The following is a 22065-nucleotide window of genomic DNA, read 5'->3' as shown; positions in this document are numbered from 1 at the left end:
GTTTCATCCCCCTGCCAAAAATATTAGTCGTTTTGTAGTTCTTTATCTACCATTTCAAGTGCACTAAGTTCAGTTTGTAGTAAATTCCTGAACTTGTTAAGAAAAAGTTGATACCTTTTTTTAAGCTCACCATATTCATATGTTATTTGCAAAACTTTGCTATTTGCTTCTTCTATCATCTTTGAAGCCTTCATCTCGGCTTCTTTGATTATTGTCTCAGCTTTTTGATATGCCACCTTTTTAATCTCCTCTGCAGTTGACTGTGCAACAATCAACGTGTTTTGAAGGGTCTCTTCAATTGTCTTATAGTTTTGAATGTTCTCATTCAAAAGTGCAATCTTGTCTTTGAGCTCTAAGTTTTCCTTGTACAAAGCCTCATAATCTTTTAAAACTTGGTCCAAAAACTCTTCTACCTCTTCAACACTGTACCCGCCTATATACACCCTTTTAAAGGTCTTAGATTCAATATCTTGAGGGGTTAACATCAATATTTTACCTCCGCATAAAAATTATGAAAATCTCAAAACTTCTATACTAATTCTTCCCTTTTTCGTAGTGGACAATACCTTTTCGATTTTGAGTCGCCCATGATGACGTACCGAAACCAAATCACCTTCCTTAACAGCATACGAAGGTTTATCAATGTATACCCAGTTGACTGCTACTTTCATCTGTCTGATTAAATCTGCTGCTTCTTCTCTTGAAATTCCAAAACCGTGGCTTATTACACTGTCAACTCTGAGCGATGCAACTGTATAAACAACTCTTTTACTATTATTGTTGATAAACCATTTTATATCGATTTGACCATTTCCAACAATACTGCATTTTACTTTCTCATTGCCCATTTTGTCTATATTTGTTACAACATATGTTGCAATTTCATCTTTTACAAACACAAGCGCGCCATTTTCTTTGACCAGAATGTCACCTATTTTGTCTCTTTTGAGTCCGTTTCCAATAAAACTACCCAAAATTTGTCTGTGAGAAAGGTTATTCTTAGCTTCAATTAAAATTATTTGTATTGGATATGTGAGATTTTCTGTATATTCTTCAAAATCTCTGTTAAAAAGAGCCAATATATTTCTTTCGCTGCCTTCATACCCGCCCCAACTTCTGTGTAGAATATGATTTTGATTCTTTAGTAGGACCTCGACTGCATACTTTATTGCAAATGGTGAAAGAAAGTCAGAATATTCAATTCCCCAGCTAAGCTTTTCTATCAAGTTTTTGAGTTTCAGCACTTCATGCTTGTTCTCTTCGGGAATATAAGTCATAGCCTGGTGCCCCATTTTTCATATTAATATTATGAGAAGTAGTCGCAAAAGCCATCTTAAAACTTCTAAAAGAATTATAGCAATCATAGGAGAAAAGTCAATAAAACCTATCCAAATGTACCGTGAAGCTACCCTTCTCACAGGGTCAAGAATGGGATTCACAATAGTACCTAATATCCTTCTGTATTTATTGTATGGGTCGACTATTACCCATGACAAAATTGCATCAACTATTATACAAAATTCAACAAATGAAATTGCCTTGTCTGCAAGTCCAAATAAAAATCTTATCATAAAACTCCCCCAAAAATTTTGTCTTGATTACTTCAACCAGGCAAATACACCTTTCGACCTGAACTCTTCTTTGAGCTGTTCATCAACCTCTAAATCAATACTTCTTGGAACAACAACAAATATCTTTTTGCTCACCTTATGAATCTTGGCATCCAGAACATAAACAGCCCCGCTTACAAAATCAATTATTCTTTGTATATGCTCCTCTGCTACTTGTTCTAAATTGAAAACAACTATTTTGTTTTCTCTAAGAGCATCGCAAACCTTAACAACCTCATCAAAGAGTTTGAGATTGTATACTGTAACTTCTGTCTGGTTTGCTTTTCCGATTGTCACTACCTTTGGCGTTTCATGTTTTGGTTTTGCATTTTCATCTTTTGTTTTTGAAACCTCCTGAGGCTTGTCCTCCTCTTCAATCTCAATGCCAATAAGGTTTAAAAATTTTCTTTGAAGGTTATCAAACATGACCAAAAAACCTCCCTTATTATTTTTTTGGTCTTTCCCCAAAGATTTTAGTTCCTATTCTAACCAAGGTGGCACCCTCTTCTATTGCCACCTCAAAATCGCCACTCATACCCATTGACAGCACTTCAATGTTAACATTATTATAATTTAATTTCTTATATTTTTCAAAGATTTCTTTCATCTTTCTAAAGTACACTCTTAATTTCATTTCGTCATCTTCGATTGGAGGTATTGTCATAAAACCCTTGAGAATGACATGGGAACAATTACTGATCTTTTCAATCAAATCATCTACTTTCTCTATACTAACTCCACCCTTTGACTCTTCACCACCTATGTTTATTTCTATCAGCACATTACATGCTTTTCCTGCTTTTGCACATCTTTTTTCAAGTTCATCAATTTGTTGAGGACTGTCAACTGAATGAATGAGACTTACTTTATCATAAATGTATTTAATCTTGTTTGTTTGAAGCCTTCCTATAAAATGCCATTCAAGATAAGGAAGTTCTTGAAACTTTGGCAAGAATTCTTGTACCCTGTTCTCACCAAAAATCCTTAGACCAAACTGGTTTGCAAGCTTTATAGTCTCAACATCTACCCCTTTGGTTGCACCAAGCAGGCTTACCTCATCTGGCTTTCTACCAGCTCTTAAACAAGCCATTTCAATTCTTTCCATTACATCCTCAATATTTTTTTTAAGCGTCTCTTTGTCAACCATAAGTCATCACCCAGTTTATTCAAATATAATTCTTCCAAAATGCCCTCCAGCACCAAATTTAACGGTGTAGTCTTGATTCATAAATCTTACAAGTTTTTGAGCCACATTTTCATCAATGTTATAATTCTTAAAAGTACCATTATTTAGAGATTTGATAAAGTTTATCTCATTTCCAAAAACATCAATTATTTTTTGGAATGTCTTTTGCCCAAATCCCTTTACAAGTTCAAAAGGGAATGTGTAAAAATAAGGTGGTTTTTCAATAGGATTTTCTGTCCTGCAAAGCCAAGAAATTCTGTCCTCAACACCAATTACAATGTCTCTACTTTTGCAAAATGGACATAATATTGCATTTTGGATTTTTAAATTAAATGAACTGTTACATCTATTGCAATACGATTTATGATATTTTCCAAGTTTTGGGTTTATGCCATAGTTTGCCTTTATTCTGTTTTCCTTTAAACTTTTTATAACATCTTTTGCAGAAACATTTTCAACCTCAATTTCGTTAAACTCTCTTGCAATATTTTTTAAAGAATGAGCGTCTGAGTTAGAAAGAAGACTCCTTTTTTGGACATCGCAAAGATAACTTACCATTTTTGAGTCTGCAGAAAGACCAAGCTCTATTGAAAAAACCTCTATCTTCTTAAAAACCTCCTCAACTCTTTGTGCGACTGAATAAAAACCTTTATATGGTGTAAATGCATGTGCAGGCACAGTTAAAAGTCCAAAAGATGATACAATCTTTTCAAATTCACTAATTTGGCCTCTGAAGACCGGGCAGCTAAAATCAATTTGATTAAAGTAGGTCTTAATTATTTTTCTAAAGTCTTTTAACTTTTCATAATCTTCGAAAAAGACAAGACAGTGAAAATCATTTGAACAAAACCTCAATTCAATCTCGGCTGCAGGTATTATCAAAAGCCTTTCAGAATACAAGCTTCCATCTTTCAATTCAAGCTTTCCTTTATCTAATAGCTTATCAGTTTCTTCAATTACATCCTTGCAAAAAAAATCGACAATACCAATCACATTAAGTCCTTTTTCATCTTTTGCTGTTTTTATAATATTCTCCAGTGTAAGGGTTTTTGAAGAAGGTACCTTTATATACCTTCCATTAGAAAATCCAATGTGGACGTGCAAATCGGCATATACCCTCATTTTATCAAACCTTGCTCCTGCAAATACATATTTGCAAGAAGAAGTCCTATTATTGTCTTTGCATCCCTAATCTCACCTTTTTTGACCATCAAAATAGCATCATTCATCTTAATTTTTAGTACTTCCACAAATTCATCAGCATCTGTATGAACCTCTCCTTTGAAAAGGCCTGTTGCAAGGTATACATGTATTACTTCGTTTGAAAATCCAGGCGTTGTATAAATCTCGGTAAGTTTTATTAATTCGCTTGCTTTATAACCTGTTTCTTCTTCAAGCTCTCTTTTGGCACATTCGAGTGGATTTTCGTCTTTGTCAAGCTTGCCTGCAGGAAGTTCTATTATTACCTTTTCAATTGGTTTTCGAAACTGTTTTACAAAGATGACATTGTTCTCATCATCGACAGGAACAACTACAGCTGCACCCGAGTGAAGTACAATAGCACGCTGAGAGATATTGCCGTTTGGAAGTAAAACCTTGTCCACTTTTAATGATATAAATGAACCGTCATATATCAATGTAGAGTCTATGGTCTTTTCATAAAAATCCATCTTTATTCTTCATCTCCTTTTAAGTTTTGTCGAAACAAATTCAGCTGTAGCAAAAAGTTCTAAAAAGTATTCACAATCTTGCTCATAACTTCTCCCCATTGTGCTCATGATTGACTTATATTTTTCAACTATCATTTTATCTATTTCGTTTACCACAGCTACAGTATGCTTTGCACGATAATTGTTTAATGTCTTATATATTTTTGCGAAAAATATTTTATCCTCGAAATCAAAAATTGGAATTTCTACGGAACAATTGACATAATTTAATATTGTAAGAGAATGATGACTTATAAATCTGTGCCGCTGTCTTTTTTCATTTTTCGATACTCTCACAGGAAACACTACTCTACCGCCAAATCTAACTACATCCTCAATAACATGGACAGCCTTGTAACTACTGAAACCAAACTTTGTTCCTGTTCCCACAATTCCGGGCAGGGGAGAAATTATAGCAACATCACATCCCAAGCTTTGAGAAAAAATGAGAGAATTTATTTCGTTTATACATTCAAATTCACCATTGAATGCTTCCTGGCATGTTATTATGTAGTCTACAAATTTGTTTTCTTTTAAAAATTCTAAGTTATGTGAAAGCTTTGCATTTAACATTCCCCAGTCATTTAATATAACAGAAATCTTTATTCCTTTTACTTTTTCTTTAAGGTAAATACATAGAGGCAAAAGCATGCTGTGAAGCTCACATACAATAACAATTATATCATTAAAATTTGGAACTTTATCAAAAAGGTCAGGATTTTTTTCTTCTTCTGTCAACACAGAAAATTGCAGCGGCGTGTATCTGAGCTTCATTATATGACCTTTTGACAGGTTTTTAAAAGCATCAAAAGGTAAAATATAATCATACCCACCCGTTCCAAGCTGAAGCACTCTTGCTGTTGTATTCACTAAAACCTCTTGTCCCTCTTCTACTTCGTGATTTATATCCAAAAAGTTTACAGCAATGGACACATCGCCGTCGTGATATTTTACTTCAACATACTGGCAAAATCCTGTGGTATTTATCTTTCTTGTCACAATCCCTTTTTTTATTTCAAACACTTTATCTTATTGCTCCCCTTTTATCATACTTCTTGCAATTCTATCACAAAGATTATTAAGTTCATTGTCAGCATGGCCCTTTACTTTCTCAAAAGTTACTTTGTGAATTTTCATAAGCTCTACAAGTTCATTCCACAAATCAATGTTTTTGACCTCTTCCTTTTCAGATGTCTTCCATCCATTTTTTTGCCATTTTTCTATCCAATTTTGATTGACAGCATTTACAATATAAGCAGAGTCTGAATAGATTACTACTTTGCATGGTTCCTTCAACGCCTTTAGAGCTTCCACAACCGCTTTGAGCTCCATTCTGTTATTGGTTGTATACCTTTCAAAGCCTTTTAACACCTTCTTGATTCCTTTGTATATGAGTATAGCACACCATCCGCCTGGTCCAGGATTTCCGCTGCAAGCACCGTCGGTGTAAATTGTCACTTCTTTCATCACTTTAACACCTACAATATATTTTTGGCTCTTTCATATGCTTTGAGTATCCCATCTATTATTGCTCCTTTTACTGCTCTTCTTTCAAACTCCACAAGCCCTTCAATTGTTGTACCTCCAGGAGATGTTACCATATCCTTTATCTGTTGTGTAGTTAACATATTATTTTTCATGTTAACAACAGTACCTTCAAACAATGCCAAGACCAAGTTTAAACTTTCTTGTCTTGAAAATCCGAGTTTGACTGCTGCATCTACGCAGCTTTCAATAAAGTGTGCAACAAATGCTGGACCACTTCCAAATAAAGCTGTTATTGCATCCATATGTTTTTCATCGGTAGCTATAACCTCACCCATATTTTTAAATAGGTAGAATAATTTTTCTTTTTCGTCATCTGATACCTTTTCAGAAAAACATATTCCCATAACGCCTTTCTGTACGCTTATATTTACATTCGGCATTACTCGCACTATCTTTTTGTCCCCTACAACCTCTTTTATTTTTGAAATTGAAATTCCTGCTGCAATAGAAACTATTATTTTTTCAGAAATACAATCTTTTATTTTCTCAAGCACATCAAAGATGTCTTTTGGCTTTACAGCAATTATGATTATGCTGCTGCTTTCTACAGTCTCAATTTCACTATTCATCTTGGTGGCAGCATAAACTTGGGAAAACCTATTAGCCTTGTCAAGGTCTATGTCATAGCAAAAAAGATGAGCTTCAATAGATTGTTTTATTGAATGTGCGATTGAACTTGCCATGTTTCCGCAGCCAATTATTCCTATCTTCATTTTCTTTTCACCTCAAGTATAAATTCCTTTATTGTTGAAACCTTCAAAATACCGAATACAAATGTACACATAAAATATACACATACACAACAAGTTATCATAACTACACCTTCGATAAAGACAGAGGATTTGAGAATGTTAAGTATTGCTCTGCCTACAATAACCATTATAACACTTGAAAGGACAATATAAAACATCTTTAGCATATTAAAATGGGCAAAACTAAAGGATTTTAACTTATCTAAGTTTATCACAAACACCACAAAGTAACACATGATATTAGCTAAGACAAGCCCTGATATGTTTAGATTGTATATTACAATAAACACAAACATGCATATAATCTTTATAATCAAACCCGTCAGGATACTTTTTACAGGTGCTACAAAATGTCCAGTTGCTTGCAGCACCGACGTTGTAAACTGAACAAGAGAGATTAAGATGGTAAGAAAAGCAGAGATTTTTAGCACGCTATCCCCTGTTGCAGCGTTGAAAAATACAATTTTGAATATGGTATCAGAGAAAAAATAAAACGCTGCACAACAAGGTAGTGTCACAAGAATGATGTACTCAAAAGCAGTGCAAATGAGCTCTGTTTTTTCTTTTTGCTGTTTTGCAGCCACAACATATGAAACTATGCTCACAGCCATTGACACACTGAATGTAAGTGGCACATGTATGAGAGTCATTGCCTTTCCTGAAAATATTCCAAACAGCTGTGAGATTATTCTATCCTGATACCCTCTTATATGCATGAAATATGGAAAAAGCAAAGAGTCAACAATTGATATTACTGACATCAAAAATGACGACAGTGAAAAATAAATAGTAAGCAAAAGAATATTTTTAGATTCTAAGATTATATCACGGTATACTTCTTTATTTTCGGTATTGTTTTTGGTATTATTTATAATCTCATCTTTTTGCAAAGCAAAAACAAGATAGATTAAAGAAAATAAAGCTCCCATACTGCTTCCTGCAAGTGCCCCTGCAACCGAAAAGTGCACCCCTTTTTTTAAGAGAAAAATGCATATCAAAAGGCCAAAGCAAACTCGTCCTATCGACTCTATTATTTGCGAGATTGAAACAATAGTCATCTTTTTGACACCGTTAAAATACCCTCTGTATGATGATTGTACAGAGACAAGAAAAAGTGCAGGTGCTAACGACAAGTATGGAATATAAGCCTCTTGTGGCCACTTGAAGATTTCTATAATCTTTTTGGATAAAAACACATATGCAAGTGAAAATATAAAAGAAATAGCTGTTATAACAATCAAACTTGTGTAAAATGTGAGTTTACAAGCCCTGTAATCTTTTTCTGCATGAGAGGAGGAAATCTGTTTTGATACTGCGAGTGAAAAACCTGTCATTGTAAAAGTCAAAACTGTAGTATAAATGGGATAAGGCAGCTGATACAACCCTATCCCATAATCGCCAACAATATTTATAAGAGGAAGTTTTAAAAATACACCAACAAACTTTGCAAAAAGTGACCCCACTGTTAAGATGATTGCTGAATATATTAATCCTTTTTTCATAAACTTAAGCTTTCACATCAAATTGTTGTTCCATATTAAAAGTGTATGTAAATTATCCTGTTTTAAATCCTCGTTTATTTTGCTTGGGAAGACTTCTTTATCTTGAGTCTTAACTTGTCGCTTATCATGGCTATAAATTCAGCGTTAGTAGGCTTTCCTTTATCCTGTGACGTGGAATACCCGAAATATTTATAAAGTGTTTCTGCCTTGCCCCTTGTTGCTGAAATCTCTATTGCATGTCTTATTGCTCTTTCCACTCTGGTTGGTGTGGTGTTGTATTTCTCTGCAATCATAGGGTACAAAACCTTTGTGATACCATTTAAAAGGTCTGCATCCATAGTGGCTAAAACAATTGCATCTCTCAAAAATTGATACCCTCTCACATGTGCAGGAATTCCAACCTCTTTTAGAATTTCTGTGACCTCGGCTTCTATGTCTAATTCGCTTACAGGTTTTTTCTCGGCAGGTTTTGAAAAATTTATCTCTGCAGTCTCTGACTTTGAAGATGTACTGATTAAAAGTTGTCTCACTCTTTCTATCATAATATTCAAATCAAAAGGTTTAACAAAGTAGTATAGAGCTCCCATATTAATTGCTTTTTGCGAAATATTTTCCTGACCAACTGCAGATATGACAATTATGTTTGGGCGTTTTTCCACACTTGAAAGATTTTCTATTACACCAATTCCATCAAGGTACGGCATTATGATATCCAGCATCAAAAGGTCCGGTTTCTTTTCTTCAACAACTTTTAAGGTTTCAATACCATCGTAAGAATTACCAACCACCAAAAAATCTGGCTGGGAATTGAAAACTTCTGTTAAAAGCATGTTAAATTGTCTGTTATCATCTGCAATCACTACTTTTAACTTTTCCATATATCTCCCTCATTTTGATGTGTTATATACATAAAAATTCAACAGCTAACCGAAACTTCCTTTTAGTATTTTTAAATAAATTTATTTGATATATTTTGTGATATTTAGCATATTATCAATAAAAACACCGTATCCTCTTTCTGGTTCTTGCAAAAAAACATGAGTAATAGCTCCGACAAGTTTATTATCCTGAATAATTGGAGAGCCACTCATTCCTTGAACAATTCCAGATGTGAGCTGAAGAAGTCTTTTATCAGTAATCCTTATAACAAATGCTTTTGTCGAATTTCTATAAAGAGGCAAAATTCTTTCTATTTTTATTTCAAACTTTTCAATATTCCCTGAAACTTCACTTAAAATATATGCACTACCTACGTGAATATCCTGAAGTCGGGCAATCTCGATACTTTGAAGGCTATCCCAAAAACCATTTTGAATTATTTTACCATAAATCCCGTATGGAGTATTAATAATCACATCGCCAACTACACAGTTTTCATTGATTTTGCCAACAACTTCGCCAATCTCACTTTTATCGTTTTTTCTTATATCAACTATTTCGGCTGAATAAATTTGTCCCTCTTTCACATCCAGAAGAATACCTGTGTCTATGTCTGATATACCATGGCCAAGAGCACCAAAAACCTTTCTTTTGGTATCTACAAATGTAACTGTTCCAATGCCACTTGTACCATCCCTGACCCACAGTCCTATTTTGTATACACCTTCGTTACTTAGAAGTGGTTTTACTTTGAACTGTTTATAGGTTTGTCCTCTTTTGATTACAAAAACTAAGGACTTGCCACCTGATGAGTTTATGATTTTAAAAAGCTGATTGCAGTCTTTTACCTTCAGCCCATTTACATATACAATCTTATCACCTATTTGGATACCTGCTTCTTTTGCAGGAACTCGTGAAGTTGAATTACTACCATTACTTACGTAAGAATATCCTATAACAAGTATTCCATCTGTCATAAGCTTGATTCCTATAAATTTCCCAGAAACCCAGACCTTGTTTGATTCAAGAATAGAGATTCTTACCTTTTTGAGCGGTATTGTACCAATTTTTAGCTCGCATAAAACTGAAGAATGCTTCTTTGGAATATAAATCTTATTTGTTCTGTAAAGAAATTTTATTTGTGTTCTGGTTTGAACATTTGAAGGACTTAGATTAACATTAACAAAAATAGGAGTTTTAATAGTAATAGCTTTGTCTGAGCTGTAACAAGTAAGACAATCAGGAGTAATGTAAAGATAGATGACTAAAAAGGTGGTAATTAGAATATAGAAAAGAAAAAGTCCACCCGCCAGTTTTTTCAATTGTTTAACACCTGTCAATTTAAAATTTCTAATAAATTATCCTCTCCACTACCCTCTTAAAATATTCTTGAATACTTCAAATAAACTGAGATTTTAACTGCTTTGCATGAAGAAGAGAACTTTCTGTAACATTTTCTCCAGAAAACATTCTGGCAATCTCTCTTAACTGTTCATTCCCTTCAAGCTTTTTGATATTTGAGATTGTAAAATTATCTTTAACTTCTTTATATACGTAATAATGTGTATCTGCGGCAGCAGCAACCTGGGGCAAATGCGTAATACATATAATTTGGTGTTTCTTTGATAGTTCTTTTAAAAGTTTTGCAAGTCTGTTGGCAACAACTCCACTCAGTCCGCTATCTATCTCATCAAAGATAATCAGCTCTATATCGTCTTTTTCTGCCACAATAGATTTTATTGCAAGCATTATTCTTGAAAGTTCCCCGCCTGAAGCAATTGTAGAAAGTGGCTTTAGCTGCTGACCAACGTTTGTTGATATCAAAAATTCTACTTCGTCAATTCCTTCTTCGTAAAGCTCTCTTTCAAGAAAATTAATATAAAAACTTACATTCTTCATTTCAAGTTGGGAAAGTATCTCTAATACCTTTTTTTCAAACTCCTCAGATTTTCTCCGCCTGATATTCGACATCTTCTTAGAAATTTCCTCAAGTCTTTCTTTAGTTTTGCTCAAATACTCTTTTAGTTCAAAAGCTTGTTCGCTACTACTCCTAATTTTTTCCCTCTCTTCTAATAAATTTTTTCTGTACTCCAGTATCTTTTCGATTGTGCTTCCATATTTCTTCTTTAATCTGTTTATTTTATCAAGTCTGTCCACTATTTGTTCTATTTCATCTTTATTCAATTCGTAGCTCTGGCTTTTTTTGGATATAGAAAATGAGATGTCTTCTATTTCATAATACACGTTGTTCAGTCTTTCAGATATTGCCTCAAATTCCTTGTCAAACCTTGAATTTTCGTTAGCAAGTCTGATACACATCTCAAGAGAGTCTATAATTGTATTATTGATAGTATCAAGCATTTTTTCACTGTTGTGCTTGAGTTTCCAGCTGTTTTGGATAATCTCTTTTCTTTTTTCAAGCTCTGTATCCTCACCTATTTGGGGTTTTACGCTTTCAATCTCATTTATTTGGTAGTTTAGTAAATCAAGTTGTCTTTCCCGCTCTTCTTCTTTTGTTATTATCTGTTCATAAAGCCTTTTTTTCTCTTGGTAATCATGGTACAAATCCTTATATTCAGCTTTTAACTCTTCAAGTTCTCTCCCACAGAACCTATCTATGTACAAAAGTTGAATCCTTTTATCGTTTAAAAGATGAGTCTCATTCTGGCCATGAATTTCAAATATATGCTTAGTTATTTCTCTTAATGTTGAGAGTAATACAAACTGATTGTTAACCCTGCAGATGTTTTTGCCACTGCTGTACACTTCACGACTAACAATCAAATAATTGTCTTCAAGAGAAATTCCCATCTGAGTCAATCTCTCAATAGTACTCTTTTTTTCGATTTCAAAAACTGCAGATACGCAGGCCTTTGTACATCCTGTTCTTATAATTTCTTTTTTGAATTTTGTTCCAAAAAGCAAAGATAAAGAATCAATGATAATAGATTTACCTGCACCAGTTTCACCTGTTAGTATAGTCAGACCTTTGTCAAATTCAATGTCAAGTCTATCAATTATAGCAATATTTTCGATTAATAATCTTTTTAACATGATATCTACTCACCTTGGCTTATTATAGCTTTTATCCTCTCAACTATCTTATCAGCTGCTGCACTGCCTTTAGTTGCTATGAAAATGGTATCATCACCTGCAATTGTTCCCACAACCTCAGGCCAACTCAACGAATCAATGGCAGCAGCAGCACCCTGTGCAGCACCTGTAATTGTCTTTATAATAACCAAGTTATCAGCAGTGTCATATTTGACTATTGACTCAGAAAAGACCTTGATAAGTTTTTCGGTAATATTTGCTTCTGGACCTGATAAAACTGCATATTTGTACTTTCCTGTTTCAGTCAAAACTTTGGTAAGTCTTAGCTCTTTTATATCTCTTGAGACCGTAGCCTGTGTCACATCATATCCAAGTGCCTTGAGTCTTTCAACAAGCTCTTCCTGTGTTTCTATATCTTCATTTTGAATTATTTCTAAAATCTTCTGTTGTCTCTCAGATTTCATAGCAAAATTTCACCTCTATCCTTTTATATTACTCTTTTATTTTTTCTCTAAGAATTTCATAAAAGTTCCTTTGCTTAAGCCTTATAAGTTTTAAATTGTGTTGAGAAATCTTACATTCAACAAATTCTTCTGGCGCAAGCTCATCTACAAATCTGCCATCTACTACTACCTGAACATTTTCAGAAGATGAATTTTCCACTTTTATAGTTCTTGCGCTGCCAAGTACAAGACTTCTTGAACTCAAAGAATGAGGACAAATAGGGGTGACTAAAATCACCCCCAGCTGTGGCTCAACTATAGGTCCACCTGCCGAAAGTGAATATGCAGTCGACCCAGTAGCTGTTGCAACTATAATACCGTCACTTCTATACTCCTGGGCAAACACACCGTCAATGTAAAGACACAGGTCCACTATGTTAAAAGTATTTCTGACAATACAAACATCGTTCAGAGCAAAGAAAACCTTCTCTTTTACCTTTGCTTCAACAATGTGTCTCTCTTCAATAAAATACTCTTTTTTTAACAGATTGAAAATTGCCTTTTCAATATCATCTCCTACCTCTTCAGTAAGATACCCCAGCCTTCCACAGTTAATGGCAAGAACTGGTGTTGCTTCTTTCGAGGCCTTTTCAACCACATTCAGAAGTGTGCCATCTCCTCCTATTGTGATAAGGAGGTCAAAATTTTTGGTTTTTTTGTTCTCTTCATTTACCAGTAGCCAATTAACGCCGTTCTGGTTAAAAATGGATACAATATTTTCTAAGATCTCACTGCTACGTTCTTTTTGAAAATTTACAAAAATTCCAACTTCCATTTGCAAAACCATACTCCTTTATTATTGCCCAAACAAATTGTTTATTTAACCAGCTGGCCAGGAAAATTTTCTGCCGCCAAGTAAGTGAAAATGCAAATGGTCAATAGTCTGGCCACCATCAGCTCCACAGTTTACCACAATTCTATATCCTTTTTCATCAATTTCAAACTTTTTTGCCAATTCTTTTGCTACAACAAATACATGACCTATAAGTTCTTTGTGGTGCTGCTGTACATCATTTAAATTTTCTATATGTGTCTTAGGAACAATAAGGATGTGCACGGGTGCAGTGGGATTTATGTCTTTAAAAGCACAAACAAGCTCGTCTTCATACACAATCTCAGATTGAATTTCTTTATTTAAGATTTTACAAAAGATACATTCACTCATTTTTGAGCACTCCCCTTTAATATATCTTTCAAAATATTCTCAGCTGTCTGCACTGCCATATCTATCTTCGATATATCATTTCCACCGCCTTGGGCAAAATCTGGTCTTCCACCGCCTTTTCCACCAAGCACTGAGCATATTTCTTTTACCACTTTTCCACAATCAACTCCCTTTTTAACTGCCTCTTTTGAACATGACATGAGTACAGTAACCTTACTACTCTGCTCTAAGATATTGAGCACAATTGCTTTTGAATCTTTTTCTTTAATCTTGTCAGTAAGAAGTTTTACATAATCCATATCGTCAGTCTTTTTTCTGTTTACAATCAACTTGAACTCACCATAATCAACCGCTTTACCAAAAAGCGATGAAAGTTCATTTTCAACAACCAAAAGTTTATATTTCTCTATCTCGACTTCAAGGTTCTTTATTTTGTTCTCAAGCTGTTCTATCTTCGATATTATCTCAGAATCAGTGCTGGCTTTCACTTTGCTTCTTAACTGTTTTAACGTCTGCTGAGTATTTAGAATAAACTCATAGACCTTGTTTCCAGTAATTGCCTCAATTCTTCTAACACCTGCAGCTACACTCGACTCAGATATTATCTTAAACATTCCTATCTGACCCGTGTTATCCACATGTGTTCCACCGCACAGTTCCATACTAAAATCGCCTATTTTTATAACCCTTACCACATTTGAATACTTCTCGTCAAACAGAGCAGTTGCACCCATCCTCAAAGCACTGTCCAAATCTGTTACAATCTTTTCAACAGGGATAGCCTGTTGAATAATGTTATTGACCATCTCTTCAATTTCAATTAGCTGCTCCTCGGACAGTGGCTCATAATGAGCAAAGTCAAATCTGAGTCTGTCAGGGGTAACCTGTGAACCACTTTGTTGTGCGTGTTGTCCCAATATTTTCCTTAGTGCACTGTGCAAAAGATGTGTTGCTGTATGGTTCTTCATCGCAGCAAGTCTTAGCTCTTCGTCCACTTTAGCAACCACACTTGACAAAACAGTTATCTCACCTTTTAAAACTTTTACCTTATGAAGAATTGTTCCCCTTGGTCCTTTCTTGACATCTAAAACCTCTGCTAAAACTCCTTCACCTTCTAAAATGCCCTTATCTGCAACTTGTCCACCACTTTCTGCATAAAAAGGAGTTTTGTCTAAGATAACAAAACACACATCTTCCTCTTTTGCATATGCTGGTTCTTCATTGTCCAGAAAAATCTTTAGTATCTTCGCCTCTTGTTTTAAAGTATCATAACCAACAAAAATTGTTTCAATATCCTCATCAATGACAATGTTTATATCCTTCCACCCAGCATTTTCAAGTTCTTTTTGAGCAGCTCTTGCCCTTTCCTTTTGCTGCTGCATAAGCTCATCAAATCTCTCTTGGTCAATAATAATCCCCTTTTCTGCAGCTATCTCTTTTGTGAGGTCAAGAGGAAATCCGTAAGTGTCGTACATCTTAAATGCAATTTCACCATTTAAAACTGTTTCCTTGTTCTTTTTAAGCTTCTCAATCTCACTCTCAAGTATCTCAAGCCCAACATCAATTGTCTGATTGAACCTGCTCTCCTCGTTATAGAGCACTTTCTTTATATACTCAGCTTTTTGAACAAGTTCCGGATACGGATTTTTGTAAGACTCTACAACCGTGTCTACAATGAGGTGCAGGAACGCTTCTTTTTTACCAAGCATCCTACCGTGTCGTGCAGCACGCCTTATAAGCCTTCTCAAGACATACCCTCTTCCTTCGTTTGAAGGCAAAATACCATCACCAATCATGAACACTGTGCCGCGAATATGGTCTGTGATGACACGAACCGATACATCTTTTTCTGCATCTTTTCCGTAGTCATAGCCTGTGACTTCACATACCTTGTCACGAATAGCCTTCACTATATCAATGTCAAAAAGAGAGTCAACCTCTTGCATAATTGCTGCAATTCTCTCAAGCCCCATACCTGTGTCAATATTTGGATTTTTTAACCTGTGGTATACACCATTTTCATCCTTATCAAACTGAGTAAAAACAAGATTCCAGAACTCAACAAATCTGTCACAATCACATCCGATACCGCAAGTGGGCCTGCCACAACCCTTTTCCTCGCCTCTATCAAAGTATATCTCAGAACATGGTCCGCAAGGTCCTGTTCCTATTTCCCAGAAGTTATCCTCTTTACCCATTCTTTTGATTCTATCTGGCTCTAAGCCTACCTCTTTGTGCCAAATTTCAAATGCCTCGTCGTCTTCCTCATATATTGTAACCCATAACCTCTCTCTTGGAAGTTTTAAAACCTCTGTAACAAACTCCCACGCCCAGATAATAGCTTCTCTCTTGAAATAATCACCAAACGAAAAATTACCCAGCATTTCAAAGAAAGTAGCATGTCTTGCTGTTTTACCTACTCTATCGATATCTGGTGTTCTTATGCATTTTTGGCATGTGGTAATCCTTCGGCGAGGAGGTTCTTCAATTCCCAAAAAATATGGTTTTAATGGTGCCATTCCAGCGTTTATCAGAAGAAGACTCTTATCATTTTTAGGAATAAGCGAAAAACTTGGCAGTCTCAAATGACCTTTTGATTCGAAAAATTGGAGAAATTTTTCTCTTATCTCGTCTGTAGACATGTACATCTTTCAATCAGCCTTTCCTTTTGATATTTTTTAGAAGGTAGTTTTTATAATTTTTCAATACAATCAAAATTTTATTAAAGCCAAATTACAAAGTCAACAATATTCACTCAATCTTCTCAGATTTTATCCTTTTCATGATATTAATAAATATAATTTTTATTACTGCAGCAATAGGAATAGCAAAGAACATTGCAATAAACCCAAATATTTTGTTTGCTAAGATTATAACTATAATTATGGTAAGAGGATGAAGCCCGACTTTTGAACCAATAACTCGTGGGGATATGATAAAACTGTCAACTTGCTGAAGTAGGACTAAAAAAATCACAACCAATATAGCCTTTATGTAAGAGTCAGAAAGTGCTATTATCACTGCTGGAATACTGCTAAATATTGGTCCAAAATAGGGAATCAAATTGCCAATACCAGTTATTACACCCAAAAGAGCTGCATATCTTACAGAAAGCAGAGAAAATCCTACAAAGCTGAGCAGTCCAACTATAAAGGCATCAAGAAGCTGCCCTCGAATATACTGATGAAGAACCCTATTTATATCAACAAAGATATAAAGTCCTTCTTTTCTGTATTTCTCGGGTAATAACCATTTTATCCACATGACTAACCTTTTCCAATCCCTCAGGATATAAAAAGATATAATAGGAATAAGAAGATAATACAAAATGTTAGAGGAAATACTCTTTACAATGTTTAAAAATATTGATAATGTTTGTTTGGAAATTCCTTCGATATTGATTGAATTAGCGTTTAGTATTTCTTTAATATCAATGTTTAGTTTATTCAAAAGTTTAGAATCAATCTCAAAAAACCATTTTTGAATTAGTATTATATAATCAGGAATGTTTTGGATAAGCTGCTTAGTTTCGCTAACAAATAAAGGAATAAAATATACAAATACCATAATGGTGATACCAAAGATTATTGCAAACGAAATCAGGATTGAGATATCTCTTGACCGAATCTTTGTTTCTAAAAAATCTACGCAAGGTTTTAAGAGATATGACAAAAATAGTGCAATCAAAAATGGAATCAGAATCGGCCAAAATGCCTTCATATTAGTAAAAAAATAGATAACAATTGCAATTAGAGCTATGAACAATATATCTGTAAAATATCTTTTGACCAATTTTATTATGTGCACTTTTTAACACCTCAAATAGAATTATTCTTATCCCTTAAAATATTAAAAAAGTAGGGAAGAAAACCTTCCCTATCACAAAAGCTTATTTAGCATAGCCATCAGCTTTTTAGTAATCATTCTTTTTAAAAGTTTATTTTTCATTCTCCTTGGAGATGCCTGGGACAGCATGGCAGATATAATCCCGCCTACTATGCTTCCTATCAATACATGTTTTGCAGAAATTCTTTTCAAGATTTCACACCTCAGCTTAATATTTTATTTTCTCTTAATATTATTTCCTCAGGGCTCAATATTATTTTTTTATTTTTTATATAACTCCAAATACTCTCTGAAACCTGATATTCTACAATTTTAAAGTTCTCTGCGTTAAATATAATGTCAATTACAATCCCTATCAAAAACCCATTTTCGTCTATTACTTCTTTCAAAAAAATTTCTTGTGCTCTTAAAAATGGAAAGCTGTCAATGGAAGTATGAATGCTGCGGACAATCATAAGTTGATTGTTTATAGACTCAATGTCCTCTGTCGGCACATATGCGCACGATGGTATTTTAAATGAATTTTTGACTCGTACTTTAAACCCAATCACCTTGTCATCTCTGAGTAACATGTCTTCTACTTTTCCTGTTATCTTGTTATCTAAATTAAGGACGGGTTTGTTTTTCAAGATAGAAAATGAAATCTTCATAGGCTCTTAAAAGATCAAATTTTATTGTTCTAACTTTATATTCTTCACAAAATCAGCGAGTGTTATCACAAAGTCTTCATTATGCTCAGTATCTATGTTTTCTTCTTCGTGCAAATCTTTTAAAGACAACGCAATCCTTCGCTTTTCTTCATCAATCTCTATAACCTTTGCTCTCAAGCTATCTCCAACTTTATACAGGTTATGTGGTCTTTGGTTGTATCCAAGGGGAATATTTGAAACGTGAACAAAACCATCAACATCATGTTCTGTAATCCATACAACAAGTCCAAAAGGTAACACCTTTGTCACTTCACAGTCAACAAGCATTCCCAAATACAAGTTTTTAATCTTTTTTATCCACTCATCATCTTGAGTCTTTTTTACGCTAAGATAAATCTGTTTTTTATTCTTGTCTATATCAAGAATCTTCACCTTGACTTTTTCGCCAAGTTCAAATAATTTTTTAATTCCTGCACCTTTTTTCAAATATCCAATTTCACTTGCAGGTACAAAACCTCGTAGGTTCTCAAAATTTACCACAATGCCTTTTTCTCTTATCTCAACTACAGTGCCCTCGTATTCTCTGGAAAAATCTAAAGAATTAATCTGTTTAATAAATCTCTCCTCTTCTCTTTGTTTTAACAAAGATTTTCGACTTCCAAAAGCGATCTTTTTTTCTTTGCTGACATCTGTGATTTCTATTTCAAATATCTTTCCTATATCAGAAGTTTGAACATCTTCACCCCACTGAGAAATTGGCACATAAACATTTGTACCTCTAAAATCACAAACAATGCTTTTTTCTTTAATTGACTTAACAATTACTCTTACAGTTTCTTTATTTTCATATTTTGAAAGCAGCTCTTCAAACCCGTGAAGTATATCTGCCCGATACTTTGATAAAACCACATTTCCTTCTTCATCTGACTCTTTTATCACTACTGCTTCAATTACCTCACCTATCTTAAACAGGTCCTTCAAATTTACATTTCCATTCTTGATAACCTCGTCTTTGTAAATTATACCCTCTGCCTTGTAACCAATATCAACAAGTAGATAATCTTCCTCAACTTTTATTATCCTGCCATTTACAACTTCACCTCTTTGCACTGTCAAAAAGCTTCTATCAATAAGTCTCTCAAAATCTTTCAGATTCATCTCATTAAACTTTTCTTCCAGATGTTTTACCACCTCTTCAATCTGTTCAGGAGAAGTGGAAGCACCTGCTGTCACCCCAATGCTTTTTATATAGCTATCTAATTTTATTGAATCTAAATCTTCAACTTTTTCAATAAAAAATGTGGGTTTTATCTCCTTCAGAAGCTTATACAATTTGTTGGTATTAGAACTTTTCTTATCACCGACCACCAACATTATGTCTACATGCTGGGCAAGCTCTTGTGCTTCCTTTTGCCTGTTTATTGTTGCTTTGCATATGGTATCGAACACTTTATAATTTGTATGAGACTCTAAAAATTCTCTTATTTCACTCCATTTTTTTCCGTCAAACGTGGTCTGACAGACAACTGCAGCTTTGCCTTCAATTTGATTAATCGCTTCTTTTACTTTTTCAATGCTATCTACAACAAAACATTTTCTATTATTTCCAACATGCCCAACAATTCCTTTTACTTCAGGATGGTTCATATCTCCAACAACAATTATATCATACCCGTTCACTGAATGTTCCATTACAATCTCGTGAATCTTTTTAACATATGGGCATGTAAAGTCATAAACTTTATCTGCCCTTTTTTCAATCTCGGCATACTCCTCCATTGAAACACCGTGAGAACGAATAAAAATTATATCTTCTTTCCCAATTTGCTCAATATCCTCTACAACTTTTACACCTAAATCTTTCAATTTATCTATAACATAACTATTATGTATTAACATTCCATACACCTTTATAGATTTTCCCTTATTTGCTTTCGCCCATGCCAAAACGCCTTCTACTGCCCTTTGAACACCAAAACAAAATCCAGCGCTTTGCGCAACCTTAATAATCATTCTTTTTACTTCCCCTCTTCCTTTATTTTAGGATAAGTTCTTTAATTTCATTCATAATTGTATCAACAATCTCTTGATTATCCATACTATTATCTCTAAATTCCATTGGCCTTCCGATTCTCACTTTTATCCTACCAAATGGAACTACCTTTCCAGAAATACCAACTGGTAAGACCTTTGCACCTGTTGCTTTAATTACAGTTGCAACGCCTTTTTCACCTTTTAAAATAATTTCTTTTGTCCTGTTTCTTTTTCCTTCTGGGAAAATACCCAGAATATTGCCAGACCTTATAACCTCTATAGCTTTTTTTATTGCTCCAATATCGCTTTTGCCACGCTTGACAGGGAAAGCTCCAAAAGCTTTGATGATTGGTGCAAGCCACCATATTTTAAAAAGTTCACTTTTGGCCATAAAATATACTCGCCTGTCGAATATAAGTATAATCAAAACTGGATCAAGATAACTTCTGTGATTTGCGCAGATAATAAAAGGACCTTCTGGTATATTTTCTTTCCCTTCAACTCTTATGAAAAAGATACACTTTAAAATGATAAAAGCAACCTTCCGAATAAGGTTGAGAAAAAAATTATACTTCATTTTTGACCACCTTGTAAAAAAGCTCTAAAACCTTTTGCAAGACCTCTTCAATTGAAAGAGAAGTCGAATCTATGACAATGGCATCCTCAGCTACTCTCAAAGGGGCAAACTCTCTTGTCATATCATTTTGATCCCTTTTCTTTATTTCATCTAAAAGTTGATAGTAATCTACATCATAGCCTTTTTGCTTCAGTTCCAAAAACCTTCTCTTTGCTCTTTCCTCTGCCGTGGCTGTTAAAAAGATTTTTAGCTCAGCATTTGGTAGAACATGAGTTCCTATATCTCTTCCGTCCATTATAACCCCTTTTTGTTTTGCTAATTCTTGTTGCATCTTTACAAGTCTTTCTCGTACTTCTCTTATTTTTGACACGTCAGATGCATACATTGAAACCTCGGGCTGGCGAATTTTTTCTGTGACATCTTCACCATCTAAAAAGACAAGCTGCCTGCCATCCACAAGTTTTATTTGTATATCAGTTGAGTTTAAAATCTCAACAATTTTTTTTCTGTCATGCGGAGAGATATTGTTCTTTAATACTTTGAGCCCCACAGCTCTGTACATTGCCCCTGTATCAATATGAATATATCCAAGCTGGCTTGCTAAAAGCTTTGAAATTGTACTTTTTCCTGCTCCTGCAGGACCATCAATTGCAATGTTAATCTTCTTCATAAATCTTCACCTTTCTCGCAAGTTAAGTCTTCCCTGAGTTTTGTTGCTTCTTTCAAATAAACATGTTTAGGAGTAAAGCTATTATCTCTTTGGACAAGCATAAGAAGCCTAATACATCTACTTAGCGCTCCTTCAATGTCAAGCTCTTGAGCACATATAAGAGGAATATCCACAAATCCCATGAGTCTTGCTGCATATGCTGGAAAAGCCGATTTTAGGTCTTTGGTCATTGTAAACAAAATAAAAACAATCTCTTCTTTTTTAAGATTGTTTCTAAGTATAATTTCATTCAAAAGTTCTTGAGTACATTTGACAATCTCCTCTTTGCAATCATTCTCAACAGTTGTAGCACCTCTTATTGCAAAAACCAAGATTATTCC

25 protein-coding genes are annotated in these 22065 nt (G+C 34.3%); all 25 read right to left on the bottom strand.

Annotated elements, in window-relative coordinates:
- Positions 1–23: 23 nt before the first annotated feature.
- Positions 24–485, bottom strand: a complete 462-nt coding sequence (locus tag ATHE_RS06730) for a DivIVA domain-containing protein (RefSeq protein WP_013290501.1) — start codon at positions 483–485, stop codon at positions 24–26.
- A gap of 24 nt (positions 486–509) precedes the next feature.
- The gene (locus ATHE_RS06725) at positions 510–1292 is read right to left on the bottom strand and encodes a YlmH family RNA-binding protein (RefSeq protein WP_015907818.1); all 783 of its coding nucleotides are present in this window, start codon (positions 1290–1292) and stop codon (positions 510–512) included.
- Between the two features lie 3 nt (positions 1293–1295).
- Positions 1296–1571, bottom strand: a complete 276-nt coding sequence (locus ATHE_RS06720; RefSeq protein ID WP_015907817.1) for a YggT family protein — start codon at positions 1569–1571, stop codon at positions 1296–1298.
- 27 nt (positions 1572–1598) lie between these two features.
- A complete protein-coding gene (locus tag ATHE_RS06715) occupies positions 1599–2036 on the bottom strand; it encodes a cell division protein SepF (RefSeq protein WP_015907816.1) in 438 nt (145 codons plus the stop codon).
- A 19-nt stretch (positions 2037–2055) separates the two neighbouring features.
- A complete protein-coding gene (locus ATHE_RS06710; RefSeq protein WP_015907815.1) occupies positions 2056–2757 on the bottom strand; it encodes a YggS family pyridoxal phosphate-dependent enzyme in 702 nt (233 codons plus the stop codon).
- Between the two features lie 15 nt (positions 2758–2772).
- Positions 2773–3918 carry an endonuclease Q family protein gene (locus tag ATHE_RS06705; RefSeq protein WP_015907814.1) on the bottom strand — a complete coding sequence of 382 codons (1146 nt, stop codon included), beginning with the start codon at positions 3916–3918 and terminating at the stop codon, positions 2773–2775.
- Positions 3915–4466, bottom strand: coding sequence for an NUDIX domain-containing protein (locus ATHE_RS06700; RefSeq protein ID WP_015907813.1), 552 nt, complete (start codon positions 4464–4466; stop codon positions 3915–3917). Before ATHE_RS06700 ends, ATHE_RS06705 begins: the two co-directional genes overlap by 4 nt.
- 9 nt (positions 4467–4475) lie before the next feature.
- A complete protein-coding gene (locus ATHE_RS06695; protein WP_015907812.1) occupies positions 4476–5528 on the bottom strand; it encodes a DUF3866 family protein in 1053 nt (350 codons plus the stop codon).
- A 6-nt stretch (positions 5529–5534) separates the two neighbouring features.
- Positions 5535–5972 (bottom strand): ribonuclease HI, encoded by a 438-nt coding sequence (rnhA, locus tag ATHE_RS06690; RefSeq protein WP_015907811.1) that lies wholly within the window; start codon positions 5970–5972, stop codon positions 5535–5537.
- 11 nt (positions 5973–5983) lie between these two features.
- Complete coding sequence (proC, locus tag ATHE_RS06685) at positions 5984–6766, bottom strand: pyrroline-5-carboxylate reductase (RefSeq protein WP_015907810.1); 783 nt, start codon at positions 6764–6766, stop codon at positions 5984–5986.
- Positions 6763–8307, bottom strand: coding sequence for a putative polysaccharide biosynthesis protein (locus tag ATHE_RS06680; RefSeq protein ID WP_015907809.1), 1545 nt, complete (start codon positions 8305–8307; stop codon positions 6763–6765). Before ATHE_RS06680 ends, proC begins: the two co-directional genes overlap by 4 nt.
- 74 nt (positions 8308–8381) lie before the next feature.
- Positions 8382–9185 (bottom strand): sporulation transcription factor Spo0A, encoded by an 804-nt coding sequence (gene spo0A, locus ATHE_RS06675; protein ID WP_015907808.1) that lies wholly within the window; start codon positions 9183–9185, stop codon positions 8382–8384.
- Between the two features lie 81 nt (positions 9186–9266).
- The gene (gene spoIVB, locus ATHE_RS06670; RefSeq protein WP_015907807.1) at positions 9267–10508 is read right to left on the bottom strand and encodes a SpoIVB peptidase; all 1242 of its coding nucleotides are present in this window, start codon (positions 10506–10508) and stop codon (positions 9267–9269) included.
- A 76-nt stretch (positions 10509–10584) separates the two neighbouring features.
- Positions 10585–12240 carry a DNA repair protein RecN gene (recN, locus tag ATHE_RS06665; RefSeq protein ID WP_015907806.1) on the bottom strand — a complete coding sequence of 552 codons (1656 nt, stop codon included), beginning with the start codon at positions 12238–12240 and terminating at the stop codon, positions 10585–10587.
- A 5-nt stretch (positions 12241–12245) separates the two neighbouring features.
- Positions 12246–12704, bottom strand: coding sequence for an arginine repressor (locus ATHE_RS06660; RefSeq protein WP_013403283.1), 459 nt, complete (start codon positions 12702–12704; stop codon positions 12246–12248).
- A gap of 28 nt (positions 12705–12732) precedes the next feature.
- Positions 12733–13518 (bottom strand): NAD(+)/NADH kinase, encoded by a 786-nt coding sequence (locus tag ATHE_RS06655; RefSeq protein ID WP_015907805.1) that lies wholly within the window; start codon positions 13516–13518, stop codon positions 12733–12735.
- A 45-nt stretch (positions 13519–13563) separates the two neighbouring features.
- A complete protein-coding gene (locus ATHE_RS06650) occupies positions 13564–13908 on the bottom strand; it encodes a histidine triad nucleotide-binding protein (protein ID WP_015907804.1) in 345 nt (114 codons plus the stop codon).
- Positions 13905–16556, bottom strand: coding sequence for an alanine--tRNA ligase (gene alaS / locus ATHE_RS06645; RefSeq protein ID WP_015907803.1), 2652 nt, complete (start codon positions 16554–16556; stop codon positions 13905–13907). Before alaS ends, ATHE_RS06650 begins: the two co-directional genes overlap by 4 nt.
- Positions 16557–16659: 103 nt before the next feature.
- Positions 16660–17715, bottom strand: coding sequence for an AI-2E family transporter (locus ATHE_RS06640; protein ID WP_015907802.1), 1056 nt, complete (start codon positions 17713–17715; stop codon positions 16660–16662).
- Positions 17716–17787: 72 nt separating this feature from the next.
- Positions 17788–17946, bottom strand: a complete 159-nt coding sequence (locus ATHE_RS14775; RefSeq protein ID WP_015907801.1) for a hypothetical protein — start codon at positions 17944–17946, stop codon at positions 17788–17790.
- 11 nt (positions 17947–17957) lie between these two features.
- Positions 17958–18383, bottom strand: a complete 426-nt coding sequence (locus ATHE_RS06635; protein ID WP_013430338.1) for a PRC-barrel domain-containing protein — start codon at positions 18381–18383, stop codon at positions 17958–17960.
- Between the two features lie 42 nt (positions 18384–18425).
- Positions 18426–20417 carry a 4-hydroxy-3-methylbut-2-enyl diphosphate reductase gene (gene ispH, locus ATHE_RS06630; protein ID WP_015907799.1) on the bottom strand — a complete coding sequence of 664 codons (1992 nt, stop codon included), beginning with the start codon at positions 20415–20417 and terminating at the stop codon, positions 18426–18428.
- 22 nt (positions 20418–20439) lie between these two features.
- The gene (locus tag ATHE_RS06625; protein WP_015907798.1) at positions 20440–21015 is read right to left on the bottom strand and encodes a lysophospholipid acyltransferase family protein; all 576 of its coding nucleotides are present in this window, start codon (positions 21013–21015) and stop codon (positions 20440–20442) included.
- Positions 21005–21685, bottom strand: coding sequence for a (d)CMP kinase (gene cmk, locus ATHE_RS06620; RefSeq protein WP_015907797.1), 681 nt, complete (start codon positions 21683–21685; stop codon positions 21005–21007). Before cmk ends, ATHE_RS06625 begins: the two co-directional genes overlap by 11 nt.
- Positions 21682–22056: a chorismate mutase gene (gene aroH / locus ATHE_RS06615; protein ID WP_015907796.1), complete on the bottom strand. Its 375-nt coding sequence runs from the start codon at positions 22054–22056 to the stop codon at positions 21682–21684. The genes cmk and aroH overlap by 4 nt, the downstream gene beginning before the upstream one ends.
- Positions 22057–22065 lie beyond the last annotated feature (9 nt).

This window comes from Caldicellulosiruptor bescii DSM 6725, from assembly GCF_000022325.1.
Lineage (GTDB): Bacteria > Bacillota > Thermoanaerobacteria > Caldicellulosiruptorales > Caldicellulosiruptoraceae > Caldicellulosiruptor > Caldicellulosiruptor bescii.
Note: the sequence above shows the minus strand (reverse complement) of the source record. Positions and strands in the feature narration are given on the sequence as shown.